Source organism: Pseudomonas sp. 9AZ (assembly GCF_902506525.1).
Taxonomy (GTDB): domain Bacteria; phylum Pseudomonadota; class Gammaproteobacteria; order Pseudomonadales; family Pseudomonadaceae; genus Aquipseudomonas; species Aquipseudomonas peli.
Genome location: NZ_LR733840.1, coordinates 701,635 through 725,352, shown reverse-complemented (window position 1 = coordinate 725,352; position 23,718 = coordinate 701,635). Strand labels below are relative to the sequence as shown.

The window sequence follows — 23,718 nt, the reverse complement described above, 5'->3', positions numbered from 1 at the left end:
CATTTGCTGTATCCGAACTCTTCGGCTATAGAGAATAGCGGAGCAATATCACGCAAATAGAAAGCAGGAGCACTACAAATGGCAACGGAAAATACTCAAAAGCTCAATGTAGAAAAAATAGCAGAATTGCGTAAACAAATTGAGGCACAACTGAAGTCCAGCATTGCTGAAGATGGTACGGTTGACTTATTGAAGCTTAGAGAAAATAACAAGCCACTAGCCGAAGTATTTGACATTATTACACTATCAAAAACATGGCGAGACGATCCTAAGCAGTTTGCCAAGGATGTCGCGCGAATGGTCTCAGCCCGCGAACAAGACTCGGATTTAAGTTCCGCGCTTAAAAAGCTAGAAACAAGATTAGCCCCAAAAAAAACCAAGAACCAAAAGACATCCAAGTGATAGGTTTCCTATGCGCAATTTTGGAGATACCGAGGGCTTTGGGAGTGATCTGTTAAAACACCACTGGCGAAAATCGCCAGTCGTTGCCAAAAACGTGATTAACTCCAAAATCATTAGTCGGTTTAGTGAGGAAAATTTTCTGAGCTGGGCTGACAAGACTTCCGGTGCGATGAGAGTTTTCGAAAACAAATCTAATGGCGATTCAAGATCCGGATTGCTGAATCCCAAAAGTGCGCGTAGGTATTACAAACTTTTTAGAGATGCAAAATCAGCTTTCACCTTCCACATGAATGATGTAGAACTCGTAGATCCAGTAATTTTTAATCTCCGACAGTCATTCGGAATCCCCTTTTGGTGGAGACTTGATGACGTAATTTCTACGTTGTCTACACCGGAGTCAGGGATAGGATATCACGCAGGCCATGAGGACGGAATTATCGTTCAACTATATGGATCTCGACGGTGGCGTGTTTGGAAAGAAAGCTTCACTCCAATAGAATATCGGTATCAATTACTCGCACCAATCGAAGGCCCTAATCCCAGAATATCGCGCCCCCACCTTGAACGCGATATTTTGTTAGACGTACAGCTTTTTCCTGGTGATGTTTTGTATATCCCACCTTATTTCCCTCATGAAGGCGTCACAATAAACACCTCAGTGTCCCTTTCCGTTGCGTGGAAAGGAATCGGCCCAGCATCTTTCCTTCCAAATTCTATCTTTAAAGACGCTGCAAAAATAATAAACTCAGAGATACTAAGAAAGTCCACGATACTTTTTGAGGAGTGCTTTTCGGCAAACGAAGCCATTCACTTATGGCAAAGTAAATCTGTGAATACTATGCCTGAATGCTTGCGAGAAGGCCTCCTAGATAATGTTCATACATCTATAGAAAGGCATGTACTTAACTTGGCTCAGCGTTATTGTAATTCATAACGAAGAACGAGGGTTTGACGTGTATCGAATGCCAGCCTGCTCGGGCTTCCTGCCTTATGCGGAAGATCTCCTCTGAAAACAACCAATCTTCCTGGCTTTGGAAAGATAGCCGTGTGCGGCTCTCCACTCTCATTGCAAATAATCAGTTCGCCCCCCCAGTCTGGCTCCCATTTTCGATGGGAAAATAGAAGTGCTGTGATAGTCGGGCCAATCTCTGAGTCACGGTGATATGTTGGAGTATCGCCATAAGGTGTCATATAAGCCTTCGCCTCCACAAGTTTCAATTTTACTGACGGTAATAGCGAACAGCACGTAGCATCTATCCAGCTAATCGTCGGAACAGATTTTAGAATAGCTGATTCACTTTCTAAGGTTCTTACCCAATGTTTAGAGAATGCCGTTTGTTCACAGTCAACATCTGATAAGGAGAAAGCCTGTGTAGAAAACCAAGCCGCTAGCGACTCTATACATTCGGAATCAAACAAGTTGTCTACAACATACAGTGGAAGATTTGAGACGCTTTTCTCAGTGACTACTGGCTCCAAATTTCCGTAAGGTTTAAAGGTTGAGATACAGTCCGAAATTCGAAATCCTTTCCAATATTTTAGGAGTTCATTTCTAGAGGAAGGTATTAGCAAGCAAGCATCAATAAGGTCATCCAGCCTTGAGGGCGCGCTCACTTGATCAAGCGTTTCACATAGTTCTCCGATAGAGGTAGGAACCATACTGTTGCGGAGAAAGCTTAATATTTCACTGGAGAACCCCATGACTCCTGTAACTTTTTTCTCAGACTCAGCAATTGCGAACTGCAGGCGCTGGCCCGGCCAGATAATGGCGCGAGGGTTAGTCACGATTTTCATTCAATCTCCTTTATACTCGCCAGGACTCATTGAACATACCCCATGGGGAACAGATGATATCCGCGCATTCCAGTAATTTGCCAATAGCGTGACTCGGGGATTTGCAGGTGTTGTATTGGCCCAAATTACAGCGTGCGGTATGCTTCCACGGAATACTACTAGACGGCCCGCACGAGGAGACACAAGTTTGAATTCAGGAGGCAAAAATTCATCTTTGGGAAGATTGGTAAATATATGGTCTTGAGGACATGGTTTTTCACTGACCCAGAAAGCTGTTTCCCCTCCTTCGATTCCTTGGTTAGGCCCTACATACAAGACAGTTCCATGTACAGGTGTAAAAATAGTGCCATCCTTAGACCTTAGGAGTTCGTCGTTATCTATATGAAGATACCCAAAGGAGGGTGAATTAACCCCTGATACACGCGACCAAAGTTCCCACCCACCGTCTGCATCAAGATTTATCTGAAGACTTGCTGTTAGACTGTCTAAGTGGCGAGCAAGAAACGTGCTCAGCTGCTTGGGGACATAAGCCTCAAGAGCCTCGGAAACCTTGCCGGCTGCAATTAAATTATTGGAGATAAAAAAAGTAGAAGGCGGAAACCAAATAAACTGAAAAACCTCATGAAGAGCTTCCATTAACTCAGCATCATAGTAAAAATCAAGTATTCTTATCTCTGTACCCATGTATATCTATCCCGCATAAATTTCTACCGCACATCCATATAATCCTAGAATCCTATGGGTTTTTATTGATGAGCAAAAGTATAGATGCTTGCCGATAAATGTAAAATCCGGATCGAAAAGCTGAAAGCTATTAAACAGATATATGTGTTCCGTGATAAATTATCTTCATCTAGTTAAGCCCTGTTATGGTACACGCTACGCCTTACAAAATAACTGCATATGCCAATCTGGCTGTCCGTAAAATCCATTTAAGCCTGCCGTTCAAACCATAGTAATTTGCGTTGCTGCCCCCTGTCGTTGTCGAAGCGTTGCCCTTGCGGAGTTCAATGTTGGTGTTATGGGTACGCCCTTATCCGGCGTTCACCAAGTTTTAATCAAGGGCTGCGGTAGCGCGAAGGCCATAAACTCGCTTCTAAAAAATAGGCCCCCAGTATTGAGCGTAGCCAATGCGTCTATTGCAAATGATTGAGCAAAAATTTATTTCTTGGGGCTCAGGCGTCTTACAGGTGACAGGGAGCTATTGGCCGGAAGCAGGCGCTGGTGACAGGCAGCTACTGGCCGGTTCCTGCCTGTCGCGACAGGCGCCTCTCGGCCAGAAGCTGTTACTAGAGAAAGCTTTAATATTGCTGGAGATTGTCGCTCTCGAAGGTCGAGTTACGATCAAAATCAGCCATTAAGCATATTTAAGCCAGCCAGCGACGTTTAGATTTAGTGCTTTTCAGTTTGTGAAAAAATTTAGTATTTTCTCAGAAAGCCAATTCTCAATTACGCTATTAACCGACTTTACGCTAAGCCCAAACACCCAGCTCGATATCCCCCAAATTATATTTATTACCAATATCCCCATGGTGAGGGTCGGCGACAGTTTTAGCGACGGCAGCGCCGATGGGAAAACATTATCGGGCAACGCCTGCATGGCGGCTAGAATGAGAGAGACAATTAAGGCAAAACAAACAGGTATAGAGATGCAGCGAGCTACGACTCTAGAAAATTTCCTGATTTTCCTCTCTAGTGAAAGATTCTTTTTGAGCAGTCTTTCCTTTTCGCCTTGCTCGACGGCTCTGGCATTTCTTTCAGCTATTACCTCTGCTTGCGCCTCGTTACGCACTCTTTGAATTTCTTCGGCGTTTGCACGCTCAAGCTCCGCCATTGCTTTTTCGGAGTCAAGTAGATACTTGCGTTTTACACCTTCAACAATATCAAAAACATCATCATCTGAAAAATCATCACCAACATCGACAGAGACATCATGGACTGCTCTGAGAAGGTCTGCATCCCAGCGAACTAGTACAAAGTCCTCCTCCGAGATAGCTCCTCTTCGCTTAATGCGCTCTAAACGCTCCAAGAAAGCATCCCAAAACTTATCGTCTGTATATAGCAGACTGTAGGCAGTTGCAACGACCTGGTCTGTGGGTAGCTTATTAGTGATGTCAGGATTTTTTAACCAAAACATTATTGTCATCCACTGCTCTGTTACCACAACAGGAATGGCACTGCGATAATTGTTTTTGCTAAAAAATCCATTTGCAAATTTGGCAAGACCTGTGTTGCCTGTAACAAAAACGGAAAACTGCTCATTAAGACCTTGGATGTGCTTACCTTCACGCATGTTATGGGTGCGTGAGATACAGACGGTATCGTGCGTGAGGTCTTTGTCTTTTTTGAAGTTTTCTGCAATGGCTCGCTCTAAGCTCACTTCATCACATTGGAATCTTTGCTTTGCAGAGAATCCAATAACCACCTCTATTCCTTTGCTCTCTATGGTTCTCTGAAGTTTTTTGATTTCGGTGTCAAGTCGGGCTTCGTCATAGCCCTGAGATCTAAGAAGCTCCAGTGTCTTGGTGTTAAAACGCGTGAACACCTTTCTTGCGATATCATTTTTCCACGCAGACAAAAGGCTTTCTATCTCATCCAATGTTCTGTCATATATACAGACTTTTATCTTCAAATTTCTCAACAGCTCAATGAACTCCTCATTTGCCTGCTGATTAAATGATCCATTAAACCCTAGAAGTCCGATCACTAGAGGAGAATCTAGATATACAGTAATCTTCTCAAAAGTCTTTTTGCTTGTGCTCTTGTCGGCAAAGTATAAATAGTTCGCTAGAAGCATGCCTTTGACGCATCTGCCAAAATGCTCCATCAAATGAGCTTCTTTTCTGTGAATGTGACTAATAAAAGCAGCTATCACATGATTTGTATTCTTAATATCATTGCTCAGCTCCGCCTTGCTGTAAGCTCGCCGACTAATCGCTGATGAAACATTGTCCTGTATAAACTGGAAAATTAAATTTTCAGCATCTCGGAGGGTTAGTTCTTTTTGGAAGTTCTCAGAAGAAAAATCAGAAAGAGCCCCCTTTAAGCTGTCAAGGGATACCTGTAAGTCTTCTTTTTTTCGCTCGTAGCCATTTGACCACTCATCAATTTTTGCTGAGCACGGGATGAATGCATGGTTCTCTCTAATCAACAATCCCTTATTTTTTGCGCGGTTCATCAATACTTTTATGGCAGAAATTGGCGGTCGAAAACCAAAAAGCTCAGCCAGCTTTTCTTGTATCTCTGCAACTTGAACCACAGGCTTCTGAAGTTCGCGTATTGTTACTGCTATGAAGGGTAGAAAAAGGTCAATTTCATCATTAAATCTTTCAGTCTTTAGGGTTTCAAGCAGTGCAAGATTAATTAGTGGGCTTTCCATGGCGACCTTATTTCTGTAGGTTTATTTTTTACGATTTCAGTCCGGCTCATAATCTCAATGGTGGGATTTACAGCAGCCCCAGTATTGTTCTAAGCCTTCAATTGTTTCGTACGGAACGGGAGATTGCCACCCCCCACGAATGACAAAAACCTGTTTCGACATCTGATTGTTTAGGTGTGGTTTCAGAGCACTTCACTTTTTGATGAAAACATCCCCTAACAAATGGCAGCTACGTGGTCGATACCTGTCCTCCGTGAGATCCAACTGAGTACCTTGCTAGTGCGCAGGCTCGGTCTTTTTGGGGTAGGGAGGTTCGGCAGGTGGCAGGCAGTCAGCGAACTCCTTATAAATACCCGTCATGACGCCAGCCTCCGCAGGTACGCCCGCGATGATCAGCAGCAGATTGCCCGCAAGCCCCAGCAGGCCGTTCGAGTGCCGTATCTGCATAAGGGCAAGCTCCATCGGGAAGCCCCGGCCATGGCGATGCACCGCATGGATGCCGCCATGCACGTATGAGCTCAAGGGCTTCCAGGAGTAGTGCTTGAACTCGCGCAGGCCGGCGACAGGTACGTGGGCTGCCTTCGCTTCGATCTCATCGAGCATCCGGCTGAGCATTGGGATCTTGCTCGCTTGCTTAGCAGTCTCGCGTGTCAGCTCTGCAAGCATGAGTTCCACTTCCTGGTCAGAAGCACAGTGGTGCATCCAAATCGCTCGTACCAGGGACTCGTACTGCACGCGCAAGAGTGCCGCTGCTGATGTGCAGAGGCCAGCAGCTGTCAGGTACTTCAAGCTCTGAGCGTGTTCGAAGCAGAGGCTTGCTACCGAGCGAACTGCTTGCAGGCGCGAAGATCCGTCGAAAAGTGGAAGGCCCAGAAATTCTGCGATGCGAGCTTCAAGCTCTGCCGACCGACCAAGAAGTTGATTGAGATCCATAGCTACATCCCAAAATCCGCAACGGCTCTTAGTCGGCGCAATCCCGCTGGAATATGTGCAGCAGGAAGGTCAGACAGGAGGGTAATTGTCAGCCTGCCATGGAGGTGTCGCAGCACCTGGAAGTGCTCACGATTCATGGTGCGAAGTGCTCCGAGCAATGGCCGTTCCCCGGCCTCTACATTTGCCAACAAAAGCCCTATCAGTTGCGCCAACCCATACGCATTCACATGCCGGGGAAGCTCTTCGGCGAGCTTGCCCGTCAGCAGCTTCTCTAGAACGCCCGAGACGTTCTGCTCCAGCACTTGGGCACTGTACTCGACCAGCGCAATTGCCCAGAGCGACCTTGCCTGATCGCGTGTCATACAGCTACCAAAAACGACAAGGGCCGCAAATGCGGCCCTTCCGTACTTCTATACGCGCTTATTGCAGCCAACCATCAACTGTTTCGGCGCCGTACTGTTCTTTCCAAGCTTTGAGAATCTTATGGTTGCCGCCTTTGGTCTCGACCACTTCACCGTTGTTCGGGTTCTTGTAGGTCTTCAAGGCGCGCTCCTTGCGAGCGCCTTTAGGAGCAGCAGCACCTTTGCTTGCTTGCGGATCGAGCAGAGCAATGACGTTCTTCAGCGAGTAGTTGTACTCGGCCAGCAGGCCACGCAGTTTGCTTTCAAACTCGATTTCGCGCTTGAGCTTTTCGTCGCCTTTGAGGGCTTCGAGGCGCTTTTGCTGCTCGGCGATTTGGGCTTCGAGGGCTTTGTATTCAGCAATAATAGACATCGTCAGTCCTACTTTTAGAGATTACTTTTTTACTGCATTCGCAGGCGCTAAGCAATGCCCACAGGTTTCTCTAGCGCGGTTCCCTTTGGACTTGAGAGTAGTCCTTCCCATCAACAGGTGGAAAGAAACCAAATCTTCCCATATTCCTATTTTTCGAGAAATGGTAATAGGTCACGGCTGGGAGCAGAGATACGTCGGGTTCTTGGTTGTCGAAGATGATGATCTGCCGATCCTTGTAGTTTTCGGCAACATCGCTATAGAACGAATACACCATGTCTCCGGCAATCTTGTCAGCTTCGCTTTGCTCTTCGCCACGGTCTTGGTCGGCCTGTTTGTACGTGGTAAGAGGCGAGTCGAGTACTACAAAACCAGGATGTCGACCCAGTGGGGCAAGGTGTTGCATCAGGCCAATGACAAACGATGAAAAGCCGATGGCGCGATAACCCTTTCCGAAGTGAGGTCTTCTCTTGCCAGCGATCACCAAGTCTCGTTTCTTCGTGTCGAACTCAGTTGGCTTGTGGTTAGGAAAGTCCCAGCGCGCCAAGACATTTTCCACGGCTACCGACAGTTGTTTGAGTTCGTTGTTAAAGTCTGGAATTGCGTAATCATTTTGCTTCTCATCGAGCTTTCCTTTGAGTAGATCCAGCTCATGGTCAAGCTCGTCGAAGGAGCTGGCTTTATGTCGGAGAGCCAGGATTTTTCGCTTCAGCTCGTTGCAGTTATCTCTAATACCATTCACCGCGTCCAAGACATCAGTAAAGGACATTGAAAGTTTCTGTTCAATATTGAAAAGAGTATCCTTCAGGCTGTTGATTGAGGTTTGTTCAGTAGAAATCGTATTGCCTAGGTCTGCGAGTGCAACCGACAGCTCGTTTAGGTGGAAGTCAATTTTTGCACTTTCGGCCTGTACAGCAGGCAGGATGTCTGTAGGGGAGTTCTCTAAGTGATCATGGGGGACTTTGCTGCCACAGGTTGGACATAGAACTTCCTCGTATAGCTCAAGCAGGCCAGAGGCCTCGCTTATGCCCAAAAGGCGCTCCGCATCAGAGCGATATTTACCTTGCAGTGAGACAAGTCTATCCATCAGCCCTTGGTTTTCTGCAAGAGATTCAACTGCCGCCGAAAGATTGATCGATATTGATTGCTTGAAGTTTAACAGATGGTCATCTTCAGAGACCAGAGCGTTAAGCTCCCGCTCTCTTAGTTCTAGGAGAGTTTCTTGTTCTTCCAGATTCTCTTCAAGTTCATCGATCTCGGTCTCAAGCGGCAACTTTCCTTCAGGGTAAAGCCGCCCTAACAAGTACTCGACGGTGGAGATCTTCTGATTCAGGGTGGATTTGGATACCAAGTCTTTCTTGATCGACGCAACCTCGGCGTCATCCACCCCTGTTAGTAAAGTGCGCAGCAGCGATAGTTCGGACGTGGCTTCATTATTCTGCCCCGTTCCCAAGGGTGAGTATTCGGCCACAATCCTCGTCTCATCGATAACAAACACCTTCTCTAGGTTTCGCAGAGACAGCGAGGTAGTGGTTAACTTTTCCTTTCCTTGGAGAAGCTTCTTATCACTTAAGGATATCTTGTCCAGGAAGTAGTTCGATAAATTGTTGAGGTCGCCAAACTGATGCTTCGTTTTGAGCTTGCGAGGCGAGCAACCTGGCTCATACAGAAATATGGGTGCCTTTTCGCTCAGTTCCCGCGTTAAGGCGAAGCCAGAGCCATCGTCATGCTCGAACTGAACGGTCAGTGTGGTGTAGCCGGTAGACTCATCGATAGGTTTGGGCGGCTCCTCGGCGCCAAGAATAAATTTTATGCACTGGACGACGTAGGATTTACCTGTGTCGGATGCGCCCACGACTATGTTGGCGCCACGCTCAAAAAATAGTGCAGAGGAAACTTTGTTCTCGCCAGTGACAGTCAGGCTGCGAATAATCATCTGTAGCGAACCCTTGTGGTAAACAAGCTTTTCTGCTCCTCAAACAGCGCATCAAGGTTGTTCTCTATCCACGAGAGATTTTGAATAAGCTTTTTGTAGTAAGAGGATTTCAGCGCGCTTGTGTAGTAAATCGCCTTGTCTGTGGCCTTGTACTTTATGCCATCACGACCAATGCTTGTCGTGATTATGCCCTTGGATATGAAGTAGGCCAGCGTAGCGGGAAGTGTTTCTCTTCGCTTAATGATCTCGGCAAAGTGATTTGGAAGAGGTGGATGAACATTGGCTACACCATTGAATTCCTTGGAGTAGATTAATACATAATCTAAGAAGGCAAGCTGATCCAAATTTAGCTCTATATTTTCAATGTTGGCCAGAATCAGCGCTATGCGAGTGCCGACCTCAATCGGGCCATTGAATATTTCGACTGGTAGATTCATTTTTTAACCCACCGAAAAACCTGATCATTGACGATGTGGTGACACAGCCCCTTTTTGTCTTGAATTTTTATAAAGGGATGGAGTGGATGAGAGCTGTACTGTGCAAGAGCCGATATTTCACAGGTCTTTAAGTAGCGCGCATAGCCGTCCGTGTATTGCTGGTTCACGGTGGCAGAGATAGCCTCGTGGCACTCTTCTTTCAAATCACTGAAGTAACCGATGGGCAACCAGTCCCTGGAGAACCGCTCCAGGGACTCGGCGGCATAGAAGTTATTGCGGGCGCTTTTTAGCTCAACCTTGAAGTCTGGATGGTTGGCGATAGAAGACAGGTCTATGATTTCTCCCTTTTTATCGGAGAAAGCTTCAAGCAGAGCCGCTGTATAAATATGCTCTGACGCCGCAATGGCTTCAGGGGCTTTTGGTATTTCAGGCCTTCTTCTGTTGTAGAGCCCGAAGCGCAGCGTATGGAAAGGGGTTTTGCTGTGCAGCTCAATCAACGCCAGGGGAGGAATATCGTCGAAGATCGAGAAATCAATGGAGTCGATATGTGCAAGAAATTCTGAATCCAGTTCGATGACTTTGGATTTAGTAATTTTGCTTGCACAAGTTTTTTTCCATCGACCTAAAAGCTCAGATTTCAGTTTTTGCGGGTCTTGTAGGGCTTTGATGAGATTGGTGCTACAGCCCTTAGGCGTCACAAAAAAGTAGCGCTCTGGAAGCGGGTATTCGCCGATATAGGTGTAATAGCAAATCTTACCTATTTCTAAGACGGCATCTTCAACACTAAGCTTTTCTTTATAATGCTTGCACTGGTAATTACTCCATCTGGTTGCGGTGTAGGCGATTACGTCACGCCCCATATCCCCGCCGCCACCGCATTTCGTGACTTTGTGATACTGCTCCTTGAGGTAGTGCACGAGCTCAAGCGTGAAATCCTCCCAGTCGTCGGAGGACATTATTAACATTCTGTCCAGCACGGGTACGGGCGCTCCGATTTGGACATCCAAGGCCGTTGCAGAAAAATCAGCTGGCTTTGGTGGAGGGATTTCGCTCTCAATCATTTCGAGCCCCTTCTGGATCGGGCATTAGTATTTCTTGGACACATAAAACAGCCCGTTCCTTTCCTCAAGCTTATTTCCGGTAGAGATCAGTATTGAATCCAGCGCCAAGTCCCAAGGGATATTCTCCAGCGCTAGACTTATTGTCCCTTCCACGTCATTCGAAACGACGAAGTTTTTGCCTGCAAAGTCCGCTATCAGCTGGACGGAAGATCGCACGTCAATATCCATCAATCTGATGGTAATCGATTCGCCAGTAAACTCTCGATCTTGGATAAGGCTTTCTTTATCAAGATGGACAATGATCTTAGGCTTTAGGGAAAAGAGTGAAATCTGATCCGACGCCCCAAGCTGCACAACTCGGTGCTCTTCTTGATACCGGTCGGCTCTGACGGTAACTCCATAACGGCCCTGATTGAGGCACATCCCGTTATAGAAGGGCTTATCGAGCTCATTAATGTCGACCTTGGCCTCGAATGGATAGGCCTCAACCCGCAGGGCGACCTGGTCATTGGGGCAGGAGGAATGGCGGGGGCCAACCTCTAGATTTGCTATGGAAAGAATGCTTTGAAAGGCCGCAATTCCCGCTGTAAAGCCAGAGACGATTAGTCCGAGGGACTTTAGGGATTCGGGGAGGTGCATGGCGATATCCGTATCGACGAAAAGATAGCTTATAACCTGCATGGTCAGTGTAGGGCAATATCAAGTGGCCAGCACCTATCGCGAGCGAGGCTGGAGCACTCGCGCGAGCTTCGGCAGCCATTAGCGCAAACTGATGTACAGAACGCGTTTTATCCTAGGTAGTGACAGGGCTTCAGTCCTAATTTGGCATGCTGTCAGGGCTCTTCAATTTTAAATGAGGCGTGCTGGATCTCGTTAACGGCCTCGGCCACCAATTTGTCATATGTCCCTCGACCATACCTCTTAGCTAGGTAAATGGTCGCTTCATCAAGAACAACCAGGCACTTCATAGGACTTCCCTCCACGGGTTGGAGGGTGCAGGGGGCATCGGTGACAGCGAACTGAATGTAGCCGTCTAAAGTCGCTCTAAATCGATCTGCCCCGCCAAACGAGATGTCGATACTTTTAGTTCGGCATTTGAACTCTCGTTGGCCATCGGCAAATGGGTGGGCTTTATCAAAATCAAGCGGGAGCAGAGTCGCGATAAGCGAACTGTCAAAGCTGATTTGCCTTTCGACGTAAGGGGTGTAGTTGAGCACTTTATCAAGAAGACTTTCCTCCGGTTTTTCAGGCAAGGGGGCGATCAAAGAAATAGAGGCGCCAAAGCCTTTGACCACAACTTTTCCGGGATGCCTCTCAGCATGGATTATGCTGTGGGCAGAGGCTATGACTTTTCGCCCTAAGTAGTGAAACTCAGCATGACGCGCAAAGACAGTGGCTGCATACTCGCCATCAATAGGCCTCGGCTGATCATATTCAGTGGGGTAAAGGAGAGCGAAGACCATAAAAGCCCTTAGATGACTTAATAGGTTAAGTTAAACTGTCACGGTTCACGCTAGACGCGATTATGTAGAAGCGCAAGAAAAGGTAAGAGATGAGGAGCCCCAACTGGCAAATTAACTTTAGAGGTTGGGCGCTCTTACATCGGCGATGTTAATAACATCTGAGTAGTTTCACGAGCAGTTCAGATAGGCAGACTGATCAGTTGCTCATACTCTAAGTATCAGTTGTATATCCAGTGCTCCGTTTCAGGTTCGCTTGGCCTGCGGCAATGGAACGACATTGCTGACTTTCCTGAGCTGTTGCTGGGCCTTATCCCAGGCACGCAGCAGCATGAGCTCCCGCGCTAGGGCGGCTTTATATTTGCTTTCAAAGTCTTCTGCTGATACGCGGGCTTTCTCGGCTTTGAGTCTAGCCACTCGAATCTGGCTAGACCCAGGAGCTGCGTTTTCAGCTTGCTGTTTTGCTCGAATGCGAATTTCTCTGATCAGGGCATCAAAGATAGGCCGGCTCTTCTTGATGCTACCGGCGCTCCTACAGGCCTCCAGTGCCACAGCATTCAGTGTTATCTTGCTGCCTATGGGTACGTGCAAACTCTCGCCAGCCACTAGGCGGTTGAGCGCCGCATAGTAGGGTAATAGCGTTTGGGAGTCTGGGGCTTCGAGCTCATTCGCCATCTGAGGGCCTCTCTATCAAGGGGTAGGTCAGCAATCCAGATTCAGCCTTTCGCGAGGATACGATCTCGCAAAGCAATGAAGTCATCAAGGTTCTGTTTCTCAGCTCGGTGCTCCATGGTGCCGGCTGCGAGTTGCTCTAGGTCAAAAGCCATGACGGCGATGGTCTCGTTCATGACAGACTCTTTGCCAATTAAGGATTTGCAGCCGGGGCATGTGGTGAAATCCCCATGCGCGCGCCGGTCGCAAGGCGCTACAGAAGCGCATCCCCCGAGAGGGGTCTCCGCGAAAGCCATCAGGCCAACCTTCACTTTGTCATGAGTGTATTCCTCTGGCTCGTTTAGCCACACGGCTGAATCTACCCGTCCCTCCATAATTTCTCGTCCATGACTACCAAAAAGTCGTTCGCTTGATTGAAGTACTTCGCGAATGTACATCGCGCCATCGGCCTCCATTTTCGCATTCTTAAGCTCTTTGACGAGCTCGGGGTTTGCGAGATTGAAGTAGTAATTTTTGGCGGAGCAGCCGCGCATGTAGTAGGTCGACATGACGAGAGTTAAATGCCGGAGTAACCGCTTTAAAGATGGCAGCGTTATCAGGCCGCTTTGTCCAGCGAACACTGCGATGGAACGCCTGAACTGGTGGGAACTGACCTTCCAGGGTTGACCTATTTGGAATTTTTTGTCATCTCTCCAGTTTCTGAATGGATCAATTGATTCAAGTTCTTGTATGTCGGCCTCGTTTATAAGGACTGGTGGAAGCCTAAGATCAGGGCTTTTGGATGTGTGTATAGATTTTGTCTGTTTGCGGCTGCGGTTGGTGAGTATTGTAGGGGATAGGAATAGAAGATCATTGTTGTGTTTGGTGTGCGGCGCCAGAAACAAGTTAATTAATTCAAGTGTATTAATTGGCTTAAGGATGGCGTCGGTTGTGATCCATTTCATCTCCTTTTCTTCTGAGAATAATTTCGTGGTAACTCCAGCAACATAGAGAGCCTCATTGTTCCAGCCTTTAATACGCTCTAGGCTGTTGGTGCGTAAAGAGATTACTTCATGATGGCGCATGAGGGTTAGTAAATGAATTAAGTTCTTGCAGCAGTGCTGTACCAGAGCCAAGAAAGACGAAACACTGCTAACCATCTTCCAGTCGTACTTATTTAGAAGTTTCCCAAGGCCGTATTCGTATATGGCTTCCCTGAATCCAGCCGAATCAGCCTGCGAATGATCTGTGGGAGGCTTGTCACCGGTATTAAGTCCAATGCGATACTGGGATTTTGTTGATCGGCCAAAATAAGGTTCAGTGGTCATTTTTTCTAAGAAATTACTGAGTTGACTGTGGTGCTCCATGAAGTCATCAATGCATTCATGATACTGTCTATATTTGATATATAGTATTCTGCTTGGTATTACTGGAAACTGTTGGCCTTCAGTTCTAACTTCTCGTGCTATTTTTTGAATCAATGGGTAAATTGATCCATCAACCTCAAGCAATTTTTCTGCGCTGCGCAATGAGTTGAGTGTCCGGATGAGGCTTACTAATGTTCTGATTAAGCTGGAGGGGAGGTCTTTCTGAAATTCATCGAATGTAGCTAAACTAATGAGTAGGCTTTGAATCGTGATGCGTTTATTGGCGCAAAATTCGCACATATGCCGAAGTGTCAAGAGTACCGTCTGCATGTAACTGACGCGCAATGGTTTGCCTGATTTTGTATTTTGCGAAAACATTCTGATTATGAATATTTTTTTACATGTAGCGGCATTCTCATTTGATAGGGCTGACGATTTATATAGCGGTAAGAAATCGAAGTAAGCGTTGTCGGATACATGGTATGCGAATGCTGCAAGATGCCAAATGTCATGTTCGAAAAGGCTTATTGGTTCTCCGTCTTTTGTTCTTGAAATTACCGTGCCAGGCCCGATCCGGTTAAATGACATTCCATAGTAAATGTCAGTGGCCAGGAATTCATAGCGAAGTGGATATGGAGAGCTTTCTAGGCGAAAATCGCGAGGCTTGGTTTTCATTCAATCACCTTTGTCTTGATTAAGCGTTCATATGTGCGAAGCCAGTACTCAGTTAGTTTGAATTTTTCGTCGATATCTTTTTGAATGGCAGAGATGACACGTTTCATTTGGGGGCGAGCTTTCTTGAGCTCATCTAGAATTCGGTCAATTTGTAGAATTGATTCTCCGTGAACATTGTGAAATTGTTGCTCGGTTGAGCAGGCGGTAAGGTATGCATTGGTCACATACCTCATGCTCAGTAATTTTCGAACTGAAGCCTCGTTGGCGTGGAGCCGAAATTCGCTACAAAACACGCAGCCAATAAAGTCCTTGCAATTAGGCGTGTGTGCTACAGGGGGAGTACCTACGGCTTTAGGCGTTTGTGGCCCAGAGCACTCTCCAGCTGGAGTGTCGAGCTCTTTCGGCGCGTCAAGAATCGATATCAAATGGGTCAGCATCGTGCTGATCTCGTCGATTGCCTTCTTTTCCTCTGCTAGGGAATAGCGCTTGGCAACAGTCCTGACACTGCTCTGCATTATTGCGGCGACTACAGGGATCGGGTGATTCCTGCCAAGCAGGTATACACTTTTATACTTGCGCAGTTTTCTATAGCTTAGGCCTTGAAAGTTTGGGTCAAGAAATCTTCTGATTTGGTCATTGAAATTACCAATCGTCACTGATTTTATCGGCTGCCGGATTGGTTCTCCGTTAGTGATTTTAACAAATAGGTAGGGGTGATTATTGTTGGTGCAAATGTATTCTCTGAGCTTCAAAAACTTGTTCAATTGCTTTTTGAAGGTTTTTTGGATTTCGATTTCAATTTCCCTGCCCGCTGCGCGGGCCTTGGTTATTACGAATCCAGCGTTGTCACTGTTGGTATATTTCCCGCTCAGTGGTTCTAAATTTCTAATTGATGACTCATTCAAGCCAGAGTTTGCTGCGAAGAGAGATATAAAGGCGTCTTGAGCAAATTTTGCAAGCCACATTCTTTTAGGATGCCGAGGGTCATCGTTGGCATTTTTGAGGGTGCCGAGTGCTTCATTGCGTTGTCGAGCTACGTGATATTCTTGCTGAGAGGTTCTTGCTATGCACTCTGATAAACTATTAATCGCTCCTTTGGTGTAATCCCAGAAGATGCTTGCCTGTATCTTGGGGGTCTCTTGAATAATTTCTTCTGTCGTAATGGTGTATTCCGCTGGAAGCAGAATCGCGTTGGTTAAATTAAAGGGGATGGAGTGTGGGAAATCGAGCCCTTCAAGGATAAATTCTGATAGCCCATCAAACAGATATTGGCATGCTGTTAAGTGTGCGGCTATGGCCGCTTCTGAGGGGGTGTCAGTCTGCTCTTCATCAGAGTTACTGTTTGAGATGATCGGGAGGTCGCTCAGGAAGTTTATTTCTGTACTGGGGAAAAATATTCTGCCGCTTCTGAGTGCTTCGCTCTGTAATCTGTTGGCAGTAAAGGCCTTTATCCCATTTGAGTCTTTAATTCGGATCAGTAGGTTTTGGGTGTAAAGGTCAATGGCTTCTTTGTATGCGGACGCAGATTCAAAAAGATGGCTGAGTTTGTTGTCGTCACACCAGTCAACAAAATTGATCAGTTCGCACGCTTTGCAATACGTCGTGTATGCAGATGCACCGGTGAAGTACCTGCTGAGCAGGTCAATACACCAGAGTAGTATGCGTGAGGCGCGCTCTGGTCTCAGCGAGGCTTTGTTTACAGGCTTGGGGTAGACGCGGGTCTTAGTGTTGCGCTCAGCATAACAGACGGCGCCGATGTCGATTCTGCGGTCATTTGTGCAGCGGAGGATTAGATCTTCAATTGGCTTCGAAGCTAAAATTCGCCGGCATTCAACATGGTCGATGGAATAAAGTTCAACATAGTAATGGCGGCGCTCTTCTGGTTTCATTGTTTAACATTTCCTTTGAGATAATGTTCTGTAAGTGATTCTCAAAATCGGATTGCCCGTAAGCTACAAGTCCGCTTTCCTGTGGGAACTTGATGTAAAGCATTGATGTTTCTAAATTGCCGTGATTCATTCTTCTTCTAACTAGGTCTAGAAGTTCTAGTTGGTTCATTTTTCCGCTCTCCAGGTGTTTGCTGTTGTCTAAGACTAAGTTCACGCCAAACGAGGCCCTTAGGTCATGGAACTGATAGTTAAAACTGCTGCACGTTTCTTTAATTAGTTTGTTGATAGTGGCGATGTACTGGCGAATCGCAGAGCCTTTTTCGTTGCTGTAGCTGAAAGTTTCTTCATCAGCTGACGCCACGTAGTAAGGTTTTCCCGTTCTGGTTAAGAATAGATACTGAAGGCCGTCCTCTCTGATAGGTGACTTCATAGCTCTTTCCTTGTGTCGTGTTGAGTTGATGTAAATTTCAAGTTTGTGGTGCAGCCATGCAGGCATTAGCACTGTTTGGGGTTTTCCATTTTTTGCATCTACCGGAGTCCCTTCGCCAATTCTTATGCCATGGAGGGCGTATTGCATCTCATTGCTCTGACCCCCCAAGCCGCGTTTGATGCTGGAATGGCGCAGTGTAAGGACTGACTGAATGCGCATTCCTGTGGTTAGTGCAATTACGTGAACCAACAACATTTCGGTATTGCCAAGGTCGACTAATGTTTCTATTAGCGTTTTTTGGTATTCTTTGCTCAATGGGCAAAGCTTTCCCCCATCATTTATATACTTTCCTGTCGGTATGGGGGCGGCACTACTGAAGGTCAGGTCGGTGCTCGTTACTTGTTTGCTCTGTTGGAAGCCGTGCCTGTCTAGGAAGGCTACACTCCGATTCTTTTTCTCCCACATGTCTTGCTGTGGTTTAAAGCCTCTGCTTGTGAGAAGCCATATGTAGAATCCGATTACGCTATTTATCTTTCTATTTGCTGTGCTTCTTTTTAAATCATGTGTTGCAAGTAATTTTTTTAGCTCAGCTTTGTAGAAATAAGTTGGGCGATTAAAGGCGGGGCCACTGAAGTTTCGATAGTCACGTCCTCCGGCTAAGAGCGTGTTCATGAAGTGAGAGAGGTCTCCTGCGATGTTCGAAGCAGTGGATGCTTTGGTGCCAAGCTCTGTGACCCGCTCGAACAGGTAAAGGCTGCCCTCAGCCCAGAGTGAGCCGTCAGGCTGGACAATGACGAAAAGGCGGTTCGCGGAGGTGCGGTGGAGGGGTATTGCTTTGACTGGGTAGGGATCGAGATCAGTGTTTGCGTCGATCCGCAGCTCGTCTGGATCGCCGGGGGCGCAAGGCTCCCACAATGGGACGTTGGTCAGCCCCACCTTGTGGTAGAGCGCATGGTCTTCGGCTTGTCGACCTAGCATGGAAGACTCCTTGTTAAAGGTGTCTGTCCATAAAAGTAGACATCACGATAACTGTCAAATCGGTCGAGCTCACGCGTAGTTCTGCACCTTGACCGTGTGCAGGGCGATATCGATGACATCGCCGTCGGCGTTCAACTGTGGCATCTCGATCCAGTCACCGACGCGCACAATGTCGCTGGAGGATATCTGCACGCTGGCGACCAGGGACAGCAAGGTGTCCTGAAAAATCAGCATCAGTACGGCGGCCATTGCGCCCAGGCCAGACAGTAGAATCAGCGGCGAGCGGTCGATCAGGCTGGCGACCATGAGTATTGCGGCAATCGCGAAGAGCAGAATCTTCACCACCTGCACATAGCCCTTGATCGGCTTCAGGTGGGCATTCGGGCGCTTCTGGTAGCCGTTGTTGAGCAGCGTCAGCACGCCGCTGATGGCCAGAGCGATAGTCAGTACGATAAAAGCACTGCACACGTTGCCAGTTACCGCCACGGCAGCTTCCGGCAGGTTGGGCACCAGGGTGATGCCGACGGAAATGATCAGCGCAGGAACAATGTTTGCCAGTCGCGCGATCACCCGCGAGTCATGCAGGCTGCCGTCCTGGCCAATCGGCGTGGCCTTGAGTGCGCGGTACAGGCCGCGCAAAAGAATGCGTTTGACCACCCAGTTGGCCAACCAGGCTGCCAGTAGCAGCAGCGAGATGCCGGTCAGGCTATAGAGTGAGGGGTAATGCTCAAGCCACTGCTGTGTGTTGCTGTACAGGTCGTTCATGCCGCTCCTCGGGGCTCGCTCAACTTAATAACAAAGCAACCTTATCAAACGAGCACTTATTGGGCAGGGTGGCTTGGTTGCTGGACGTGTCTTAGGGCGTTGTCGAATTGGGCTTAGCCCAGCAAGCTGAGGACCGCCTGAGGGCGCTGGTTAGCCTGCGCAAGGACGCTTTGCGCGGCCTGCTCGATAATCTGGCGAGAAACCAGGTTAGAAGTTTCAGCTGCAAAGTCGGTGTCGAGAATGCGTGAGCGGCTGGCGGCAGCGTTTTCAGCGATGCTTTGCAGGTTGTTGATGGTGCTTTCCAGGCGGTTTTGTAACGCACCCATGTAGCCGCGTTGGCGGTCGATGTAGGCCAGTGCGTCATCAATATCCATCACCGCCAGGCCGGGTGTCTTACCGAGGTCCAGGCGGCCCAAGGCCATCGCATCGGCACTGAATGAGCTGAAGCCGATCTGGATCGTTTCATAGGCCTGAGCCCCGACTTGGAGCTGGGTGAGGGTGTTGCCGCCTACACCGTTGGCATTGAACAACTCCGGTTCGACCAGCGTAAAGCCCTTGGAACCCGGGAGCCCGGTGCCCTGGTTGGGCAGCACATTCTCGGCGGTGAGGACATTGCCACCGTCAGCGTCGAAGCCGCCAATCGCCCCAGTATCCGCGTTGCTCAGGTCCAGTCCTGCAACATAGGCCGCGGCATCAGCATTGAACTGAGTGCTGAAGTCCGCCTGGCTGCTGAAGGCGCCTTTACTGGCGTTGGTCAGGGCTTGATCCAGGGTAGAACCGCTGTTTTTTTGCAGGTAACCCATGATGTCTTTGATGTCTTTGATGCCTTTGCCACCCGCCGCTTTTATTTCTTCATGCATATACCGCACAGCAGCGTAACCGCCGGAATAACCGGCCGAAGCGCTGACATCGTCGGCATTAAATGCCGCCAGAATGGTCGCGGTATTGGTGCCTCCAGCGGTGTCTCCTGCAAGGCGCTCGTCCGCGCCTTGCAGCGCTTCTGCAGTGCCCTCAATAAACCAACTGGGTAAACCGGCGAAATTCATCGTGCGGCCCATGACGGCATGCGCCATCTCATGCGCGATGACTCGATCGGTATATTGCGGTGTGCTGCCGCCGTTGGGCAGGGTTGAGGCATCGAAGTAAGCCAGGTTGACGTTCAGAACCTGGTCAAAAATTTTGCCGCCGGCACCGGAGGTGCCTGATACAGAGGCCAGGGTTTGGCTGGACGAGTCATTGGTAAAGGTTATTTCCAGTTCAGCGCCATCGGCCGTCAGCCCGAAGGCGTCGAATACCCGCTGCTCACCTTCGCTGATCCAGAATCCTTTGAGGGCGTTCAACACGGCACGCTGATCCGGGTCGCCAAGGACTGAAAAGGTACCTTGGTCAAATACTTTGCGACCAGCAAAGGTCGTGGTTTCGTTGACGCGGTTGATTTCCTGCAACAGCTGCTGCGCTTCTTGATCCAGTGCAGTGCGCTCACTGGCACCGTTGGAGCCGTTCATGGCCTGCAAGCCGAGCGAGCGAATGCGCTGCAGAGCGTCGGTGACGCTTTGTAAAGCACCTTCCGCTACCTGCAGCAGCGATATGCCGTCGTTCGCATTGCGCGTGGCCACGTTCAGCCCCCGCACTTGCGAGGTCAAACGGTTGGAGATTTGCAGTCCAGCAGCATCGTCTTTGGCGCTGTTGATGCGCTGTCCGGTGGACAGGCGCTGCAGCGAAGTACCAAGTGCTGTGCTGTTGCTCTCCAATTGGCGGCGCGTGAACGACGACGAGATGTTGGTGTTAACCGTCAGCATCTACGTGTGTACCCGCTCGGCCGGACGGAAAGCCCGGCGTCACAGGCGTAATCGGCCTGCGCTGAAAAGGCTTGATAGGCTCGGGTGGGTAGGTCGACGAACGGTTAGGGCTTGAACGCACCGATAAAGATCGCGGGATCGACGCGGGCATCATTCAGGCTGACGTTCCAGTGCAGGTGCGGCCCGGTGGCGCGACCGGTGGCGCCGACGTTGCCGAGTAAGCCGCCACGGGGAATTTCATCACCGACTTTTACGCCGATGGCCGAGAGGTGGCAGAACATGCTGATCAGGCCCTGGCCGTGGTCGATAAAAACGGTTTTACCGTTAAAGAAGTAGTCGCCAGTCAGGATCACCTTGCCTGCGGCCGGGGCCTTTATCGGCGTGCCGCTATTGGCCGCGAAGTCCAGCCCGGAGTGCGGGTTGCGCTCCTCACCGTTGAAAAAGCGGCGCAGGCCGAAGGGGCTGGATAGCGGCCCGTTCACCGGCTTATCGAACAGCAGGTTGCTTGGCTGACGTGGACTGAACTGCTGGTAAGCGCGGGTTTGTTCGGCCAGTTCGCGTTCGATGCGCGCAAGGTTCTTGGCGTTTGGGTTGACCTGCTGTTGATTTTTGAGGGTGATGCGCTGTTCGACGTAATGCTTGCTGCCGACCTGAAAGCTCAGGGTCTGGCTGCCGTTAACGCTGATCTGCTGGTTGCCCGGCTTGATGCTCAGCGGAATACCGACAATGGCGATCCAGCGCTGCTGGTCCTCGTGAATCACCAGCACCGGCTTGTTCTGATAGCGCACGCTGGGTGCGCTGGCTGCTGGCCCTAGATCGACTACCGCCACGCCGCCGGGCACGGGTTTATTGAGCAGTCGGCTGATAAAGCCTTCGGCGTGGACGGGCAGGGCAAGGCAGAACAGGGTGAGCAGGGTGAATAGACGCATGGGGGACCTGTGTGGAAATCAATCGAGCAGCGAGAGGGTAACCGGCTGCACATGGTTGTCTTCGACCCGCACATCCAGCTCGCCGTTGCCCAGGCGCGCTTTCAGGCGCTGGCCGGGGCGGGTGTCGGCGGCGTTGCGGATGGCGCGGCCGCGCTCATCCAGCAGGATGCTATAGCCACGCCCGAGGGTCGCCAGCGGGCTGACCGCATGCAGCGTTTGCACGTGGCTATGCAGCTGCAGGCGGCGTGCCTTGAGGCCCTCGCGCATGCTGCGTTGCAGGCGTTCGGCCAGTGCCTGCAAGCGCTGGTCTAGCAGCTTGAGATTACGTTCCGGATGCAGGCTGAGCAGGCGGGTTTGCAGGTGATTCAGGCGTTCGCGGCGGCTATTCAGCTGGCGTGCGAAGGCGCGGGTCAGCCGCATATCCAGATCATCTACACGCTGAGCATGCTGGCGCAGGCGTTCGCCGGGATGGCGCAAGCGCCGCTGCAAACCCTCAAGACGCATGCGTTCGCGTTCCAGGCGGTGTTGCATGCGCAGGTTCAGGCGGCGTTTGAGATTGTGCAGGCGTTGCACCAGCTCGCTACTGTCGGGGGCCAGTAGCTCGGCGGCGGCGGAAGGTGTTGGTGCGCGTACGTCGGCGACAAAATCGGCGATGGACACATCGGTCTCATGGCCCACCGCGCTGACGATGGGCGTGACGCAGGCGGCAATGGCGCGGGCAACCGGTTCTTCGTTAAAGCACCAGAGGTCTTCCAGCGAGCCGCCGCCACGGGCCAGGATCAGCGCATCGAAGCCCTTGCTGTCTGCTACGCCAAGGGCGCGGACGATCTGCGCGGTGGCTTCGCGGCCTTGCACGGCGGTAGGGATCAGGGTCAGTTCGACTTGCGGTGCGCGGCGGCGAAATACGCTGATGATGTCGCGGATCACCGCGCCGGTGGGCGAGCTGATAATGCCAATACGTTTCGGGTGCGCTGGCAGGGCGACTTTGGCCTCGGCGGCGAACAGCCCCTCGGCGCTGAGTTTTTCCTTCAAGGCCTCGAAGGCCAGGCGCAGCGCGCCATCGCCGGCGGGTTCCACGGCATCAAGAATCAGTTGGTAATCGCCGCGCCCTTCAAACAGCGAGACCTTGCCACGCACCTTGACCGCCAGGCCATCACGCATTGCTTGGCGCACCTTGGCGGCGTTCTGCCGGAACAGCGCGCAGCGCACCTGAGCCTGGCTATCTTTAAGGGTGAAATAGATATGTCCGGACGCCGGCTTGGCCAGGTTGGAGATTTCCCCCTCGACCCAGATGCCGCCGAATACATCTTCCAGCAGCAGGCGTGCGCGGTTGTTCAGTTGACTGACGCTGAGCACCTCGCGGTCGAGGTTCAGGCGTTGGAAGGGATCTTTGATCATGGCCGGCATAGTAAAGGCTTTGCCCAGCCTGCCATAGGGGATTGGCCTTGACCGCCGCTGTAAGCCCTTTAAGCTGCGCGCCTTTAGCGCAAACCGAGTCCCGTTATGAGTGAGCAGCAGGCGATCGTCGTGCCGCAGATTTCCAGCTTTCCCGGCCACGAGGCACGCGCGCGGTTGATCGTGCGCTGGCTGGTTAAGCAGAACATCATCGAAGAACAGCTGACCACCTGTGGTCGCACCTTCAAACATATGGGCTACGGCATTGCCGAGGGCGCGCGGCGTGTAGTCGAGCGGCCCGAGTTGCTGCCGTTTGGGCAGGCAGTGCATGGCCTGGAGATCATTTATAAGCGCTGCATCTATACGCCTACGGCGGGCTTTTTAGAGGAGGCGGGCTGCCCTGAGTGTCGGCGCGAAGTGGGCGAAAGGTTGTTCGACAGCCTGGAGGAGTGGATGCCGGGGCATACCGATAACTTTCGCTGCCCGCTGTGCGGCCATGAAGACGATATCAACGGCTTTCTGTTTCTGCAGCCCTGCGGGTTTTCCAGCCTGGGTTTTATTTTCAATAACTGGGCGGATGCTGGCTTTAAGCAGAGCTTTCTCGATGAGTTTGCCGCGCGCTTGGGCTATCCGGTTTCCCTGGTGCGGGTCGATCTTTCTTAAGTAG

General features: G+C 49.9%; 22 protein-coding genes and 1 pseudogene. 4 read left to right on the top strand and 19 right to left on the bottom strand.

Annotated features, from left to right (window positions below):
* Positions 1–78 precede the first annotated feature (78 nt).
* Positions 79–402, top strand: coding sequence for a hypothetical protein (locus ALTER154_RS03520; RefSeq protein WP_160085270.1), 324 nt, complete (start codon positions 79–81; stop codon positions 400–402).
* Between the two features lie 10 nt (positions 403–412).
* Positions 413–1,336 carry a JmjC domain-containing protein gene (locus ALTER154_RS03515; protein WP_160085269.1) on the top strand — a complete coding sequence of 308 codons (924 nt, stop codon included), beginning with the start codon at positions 413–415 and terminating at the stop codon, positions 1,334–1,336.
* Here the strand turns inward: ALTER154_RS03515 and ALTER154_RS03510 are convergent.
* Together ALTER154_RS03510 and ALTER154_RS03505 are read right to left on the bottom strand one after the other, a co-directional pair.
* Positions 1,321–2,196, bottom strand: coding sequence for a 2OG-Fe(II) oxygenase (locus ALTER154_RS03510; protein ID WP_160085268.1), 876 nt, complete (start codon positions 2,194–2,196; stop codon positions 1,321–1,323). The genes ALTER154_RS03515 and ALTER154_RS03510 overlap by 16 nt on opposite strands.
* Positions 2,197–2,880, bottom strand: a complete 684-nt coding sequence (locus ALTER154_RS03505; RefSeq protein ID WP_160085267.1) for a 2OG-Fe(II) oxygenase — start codon at positions 2,878–2,880, stop codon at positions 2,197–2,199.
* Between the two features lie 446 nt (positions 2,881–3,326).
* On the opposite strand from ALTER154_RS03505, the gene ALTER154_RS03500 reads away from it, so the two are divergent.
* Positions 3,327–3,557: a hypothetical protein gene (locus ALTER154_RS03500; RefSeq protein ID WP_160085266.1), complete on the top strand. Its 231-nt coding sequence runs from the start codon at positions 3,327–3,329 to the stop codon at positions 3,555–3,557.
* 41 nt (positions 3,558–3,598) lie between these two features.
* On the opposite strand, the gene ALTER154_RS03495 is transcribed toward ALTER154_RS03500, so the two are convergent.
* The 17 genes and pseudogenes from ALTER154_RS03495 to xseA all read right to left on the bottom strand — a co-directional run bounded on the left by ALTER154_RS03495 (position 3,599) and on the right by xseA (position 23,054).
* Positions 3,599–5,575: a hypothetical protein gene (locus ALTER154_RS03495; RefSeq protein WP_160085265.1), complete on the bottom strand. Its 1,977-nt coding sequence runs from the start codon at positions 5,573–5,575 to the stop codon at positions 3,599–3,601.
* Between the two features lie 276 nt (positions 5,576–5,851).
* Entirely contained in the window at positions 5,852–6,508 is a 657-nt protein-coding gene (locus ALTER154_RS03490; RefSeq protein ID WP_160085264.1) for a hypothetical protein, read from the bottom strand.
* Positions 6,509–6,510: 2 nt separating this feature from the next.
* On the bottom strand, positions 6,511–6,870 hold the full coding sequence (locus ALTER154_RS03485) for a hypothetical protein (protein ID WP_160085263.1): 360 nt from the start codon (positions 6,868–6,870) through the stop codon (positions 6,511–6,513).
* 58 nt (positions 6,871–6,928) lie between these two features.
* Entirely contained in the window at positions 6,929–7,282 is a 354-nt protein-coding gene (locus ALTER154_RS03480) for a histone-like nucleoid-structuring protein, MvaT/MvaU family (RefSeq protein ID WP_160085262.1), read from the bottom strand.
* A 70-nt stretch (positions 7,283–7,352) separates the two neighbouring features.
* On the bottom strand, positions 7,353–9,215 hold the full coding sequence (locus tag ALTER154_RS03475; protein WP_160085261.1) for an AAA family ATPase: 1,863 nt from the start codon (positions 9,213–9,215) through the stop codon (positions 7,353–7,355).
* Positions 9,212–9,652, bottom strand: a complete 441-nt coding sequence (locus ALTER154_RS03470; RefSeq protein WP_160085260.1) for an ABC-three component system middle component 2 — start codon at positions 9,650–9,652, stop codon at positions 9,212–9,214. The genes ALTER154_RS03475 and ALTER154_RS03470 overlap by 4 nt, the downstream gene beginning before the upstream one ends.
* Complete coding sequence (locus tag ALTER154_RS03465; protein ID WP_160085259.1) at positions 9,649–10,713, bottom strand: ABC-three component system protein; 1,065 nt, start codon at positions 10,711–10,713, stop codon at positions 9,649–9,651. Before ALTER154_RS03465 ends, ALTER154_RS03470 begins: the two co-directional genes overlap by 4 nt.
* Positions 10,714–10,737: 24 nt before the next feature.
* Positions 10,738–11,352 (bottom strand): hypothetical protein, encoded by a 615-nt coding sequence (locus ALTER154_RS03460; RefSeq protein WP_160085258.1) that lies wholly within the window; start codon positions 11,350–11,352, stop codon positions 10,738–10,740.
* A 194-nt stretch (positions 11,353–11,546) separates the two neighbouring features.
* Positions 11,547–12,176, bottom strand: a complete 630-nt coding sequence (locus ALTER154_RS03455) for a hypothetical protein (RefSeq protein ID WP_160085257.1) — start codon at positions 12,174–12,176, stop codon at positions 11,547–11,549.
* Between the two features lie 243 nt (positions 12,177–12,419).
* Positions 12,420–12,848, bottom strand: a complete 429-nt coding sequence (locus tag ALTER154_RS03450; RefSeq protein WP_160085256.1) for a hypothetical protein — start codon at positions 12,846–12,848, stop codon at positions 12,420–12,422.
* Positions 12,849–12,889: 41 nt separating this feature from the next.
* Positions 12,890–14,866: an integrase gene (locus ALTER154_RS03445; RefSeq protein ID WP_160085255.1), complete on the bottom strand. Its 1,977-nt coding sequence runs from the start codon at positions 14,864–14,866 to the stop codon at positions 12,890–12,892.
* Entirely contained in the window at positions 14,863–16,755 is a 1,893-nt protein-coding gene (locus tag ALTER154_RS03440; RefSeq protein WP_160085254.1) for an integrase, read from the bottom strand. The genes ALTER154_RS03445 and ALTER154_RS03440 overlap by 4 nt, the downstream gene beginning before the upstream one ends.
* The gene (locus ALTER154_RS03435; RefSeq protein ID WP_160085253.1) at positions 16,721–18,163 is read right to left on the bottom strand and encodes a site-specific integrase; all 1,443 of its coding nucleotides are present in this window, start codon (positions 18,161–18,163) and stop codon (positions 16,721–16,723) included. Before ALTER154_RS03435 ends, ALTER154_RS03440 begins: the two co-directional genes overlap by 35 nt.
* Positions 18,164–18,238: 75 nt before the next feature.
* A pseudogene (locus ALTER154_RS03430) lies at positions 18,239–18,928 on the bottom strand (mechanosensitive ion channel family protein); the annotation flags it as partial.
* Positions 18,929–19,041: 113 nt separating this feature from the next.
* Positions 19,042–20,727 carry a flagellinolysin gene (locus ALTER154_RS03425; protein ID WP_160085251.1) on the bottom strand — a complete coding sequence of 562 codons (1,686 nt, stop codon included), beginning with the start codon at positions 20,725–20,727 and terminating at the stop codon, positions 19,042–19,044.
* Between the two features lie 104 nt (positions 20,728–20,831).
* Positions 20,832–21,656, bottom strand: coding sequence for a peptidoglycan DD-metalloendopeptidase family protein (locus ALTER154_RS03420; RefSeq protein ID WP_160085250.1), 825 nt, complete (start codon positions 21,654–21,656; stop codon positions 20,832–20,834).
* Between the two features lie 18 nt (positions 21,657–21,674).
* Positions 21,675–23,054, bottom strand: a complete 1,380-nt coding sequence (gene xseA / locus ALTER154_RS03415) for an exodeoxyribonuclease VII large subunit (RefSeq protein WP_160085249.1) — start codon at positions 23,052–23,054, stop codon at positions 21,675–21,677.
* A gap of 105 nt (positions 23,055–23,159) precedes the next feature.
* Here xseA and ALTER154_RS03410 point away from each other — a divergent pair, with 105 nt between their 5' ends.
* Positions 23,160–23,714 carry a sugar ABC transporter ATPase gene (locus tag ALTER154_RS03410; RefSeq protein WP_160085248.1) on the top strand — a complete coding sequence of 185 codons (555 nt, stop codon included), beginning with the start codon at positions 23,160–23,162 and terminating at the stop codon, positions 23,712–23,714.
* Positions 23,715–23,718: the final 4 nt, after the last annotated feature.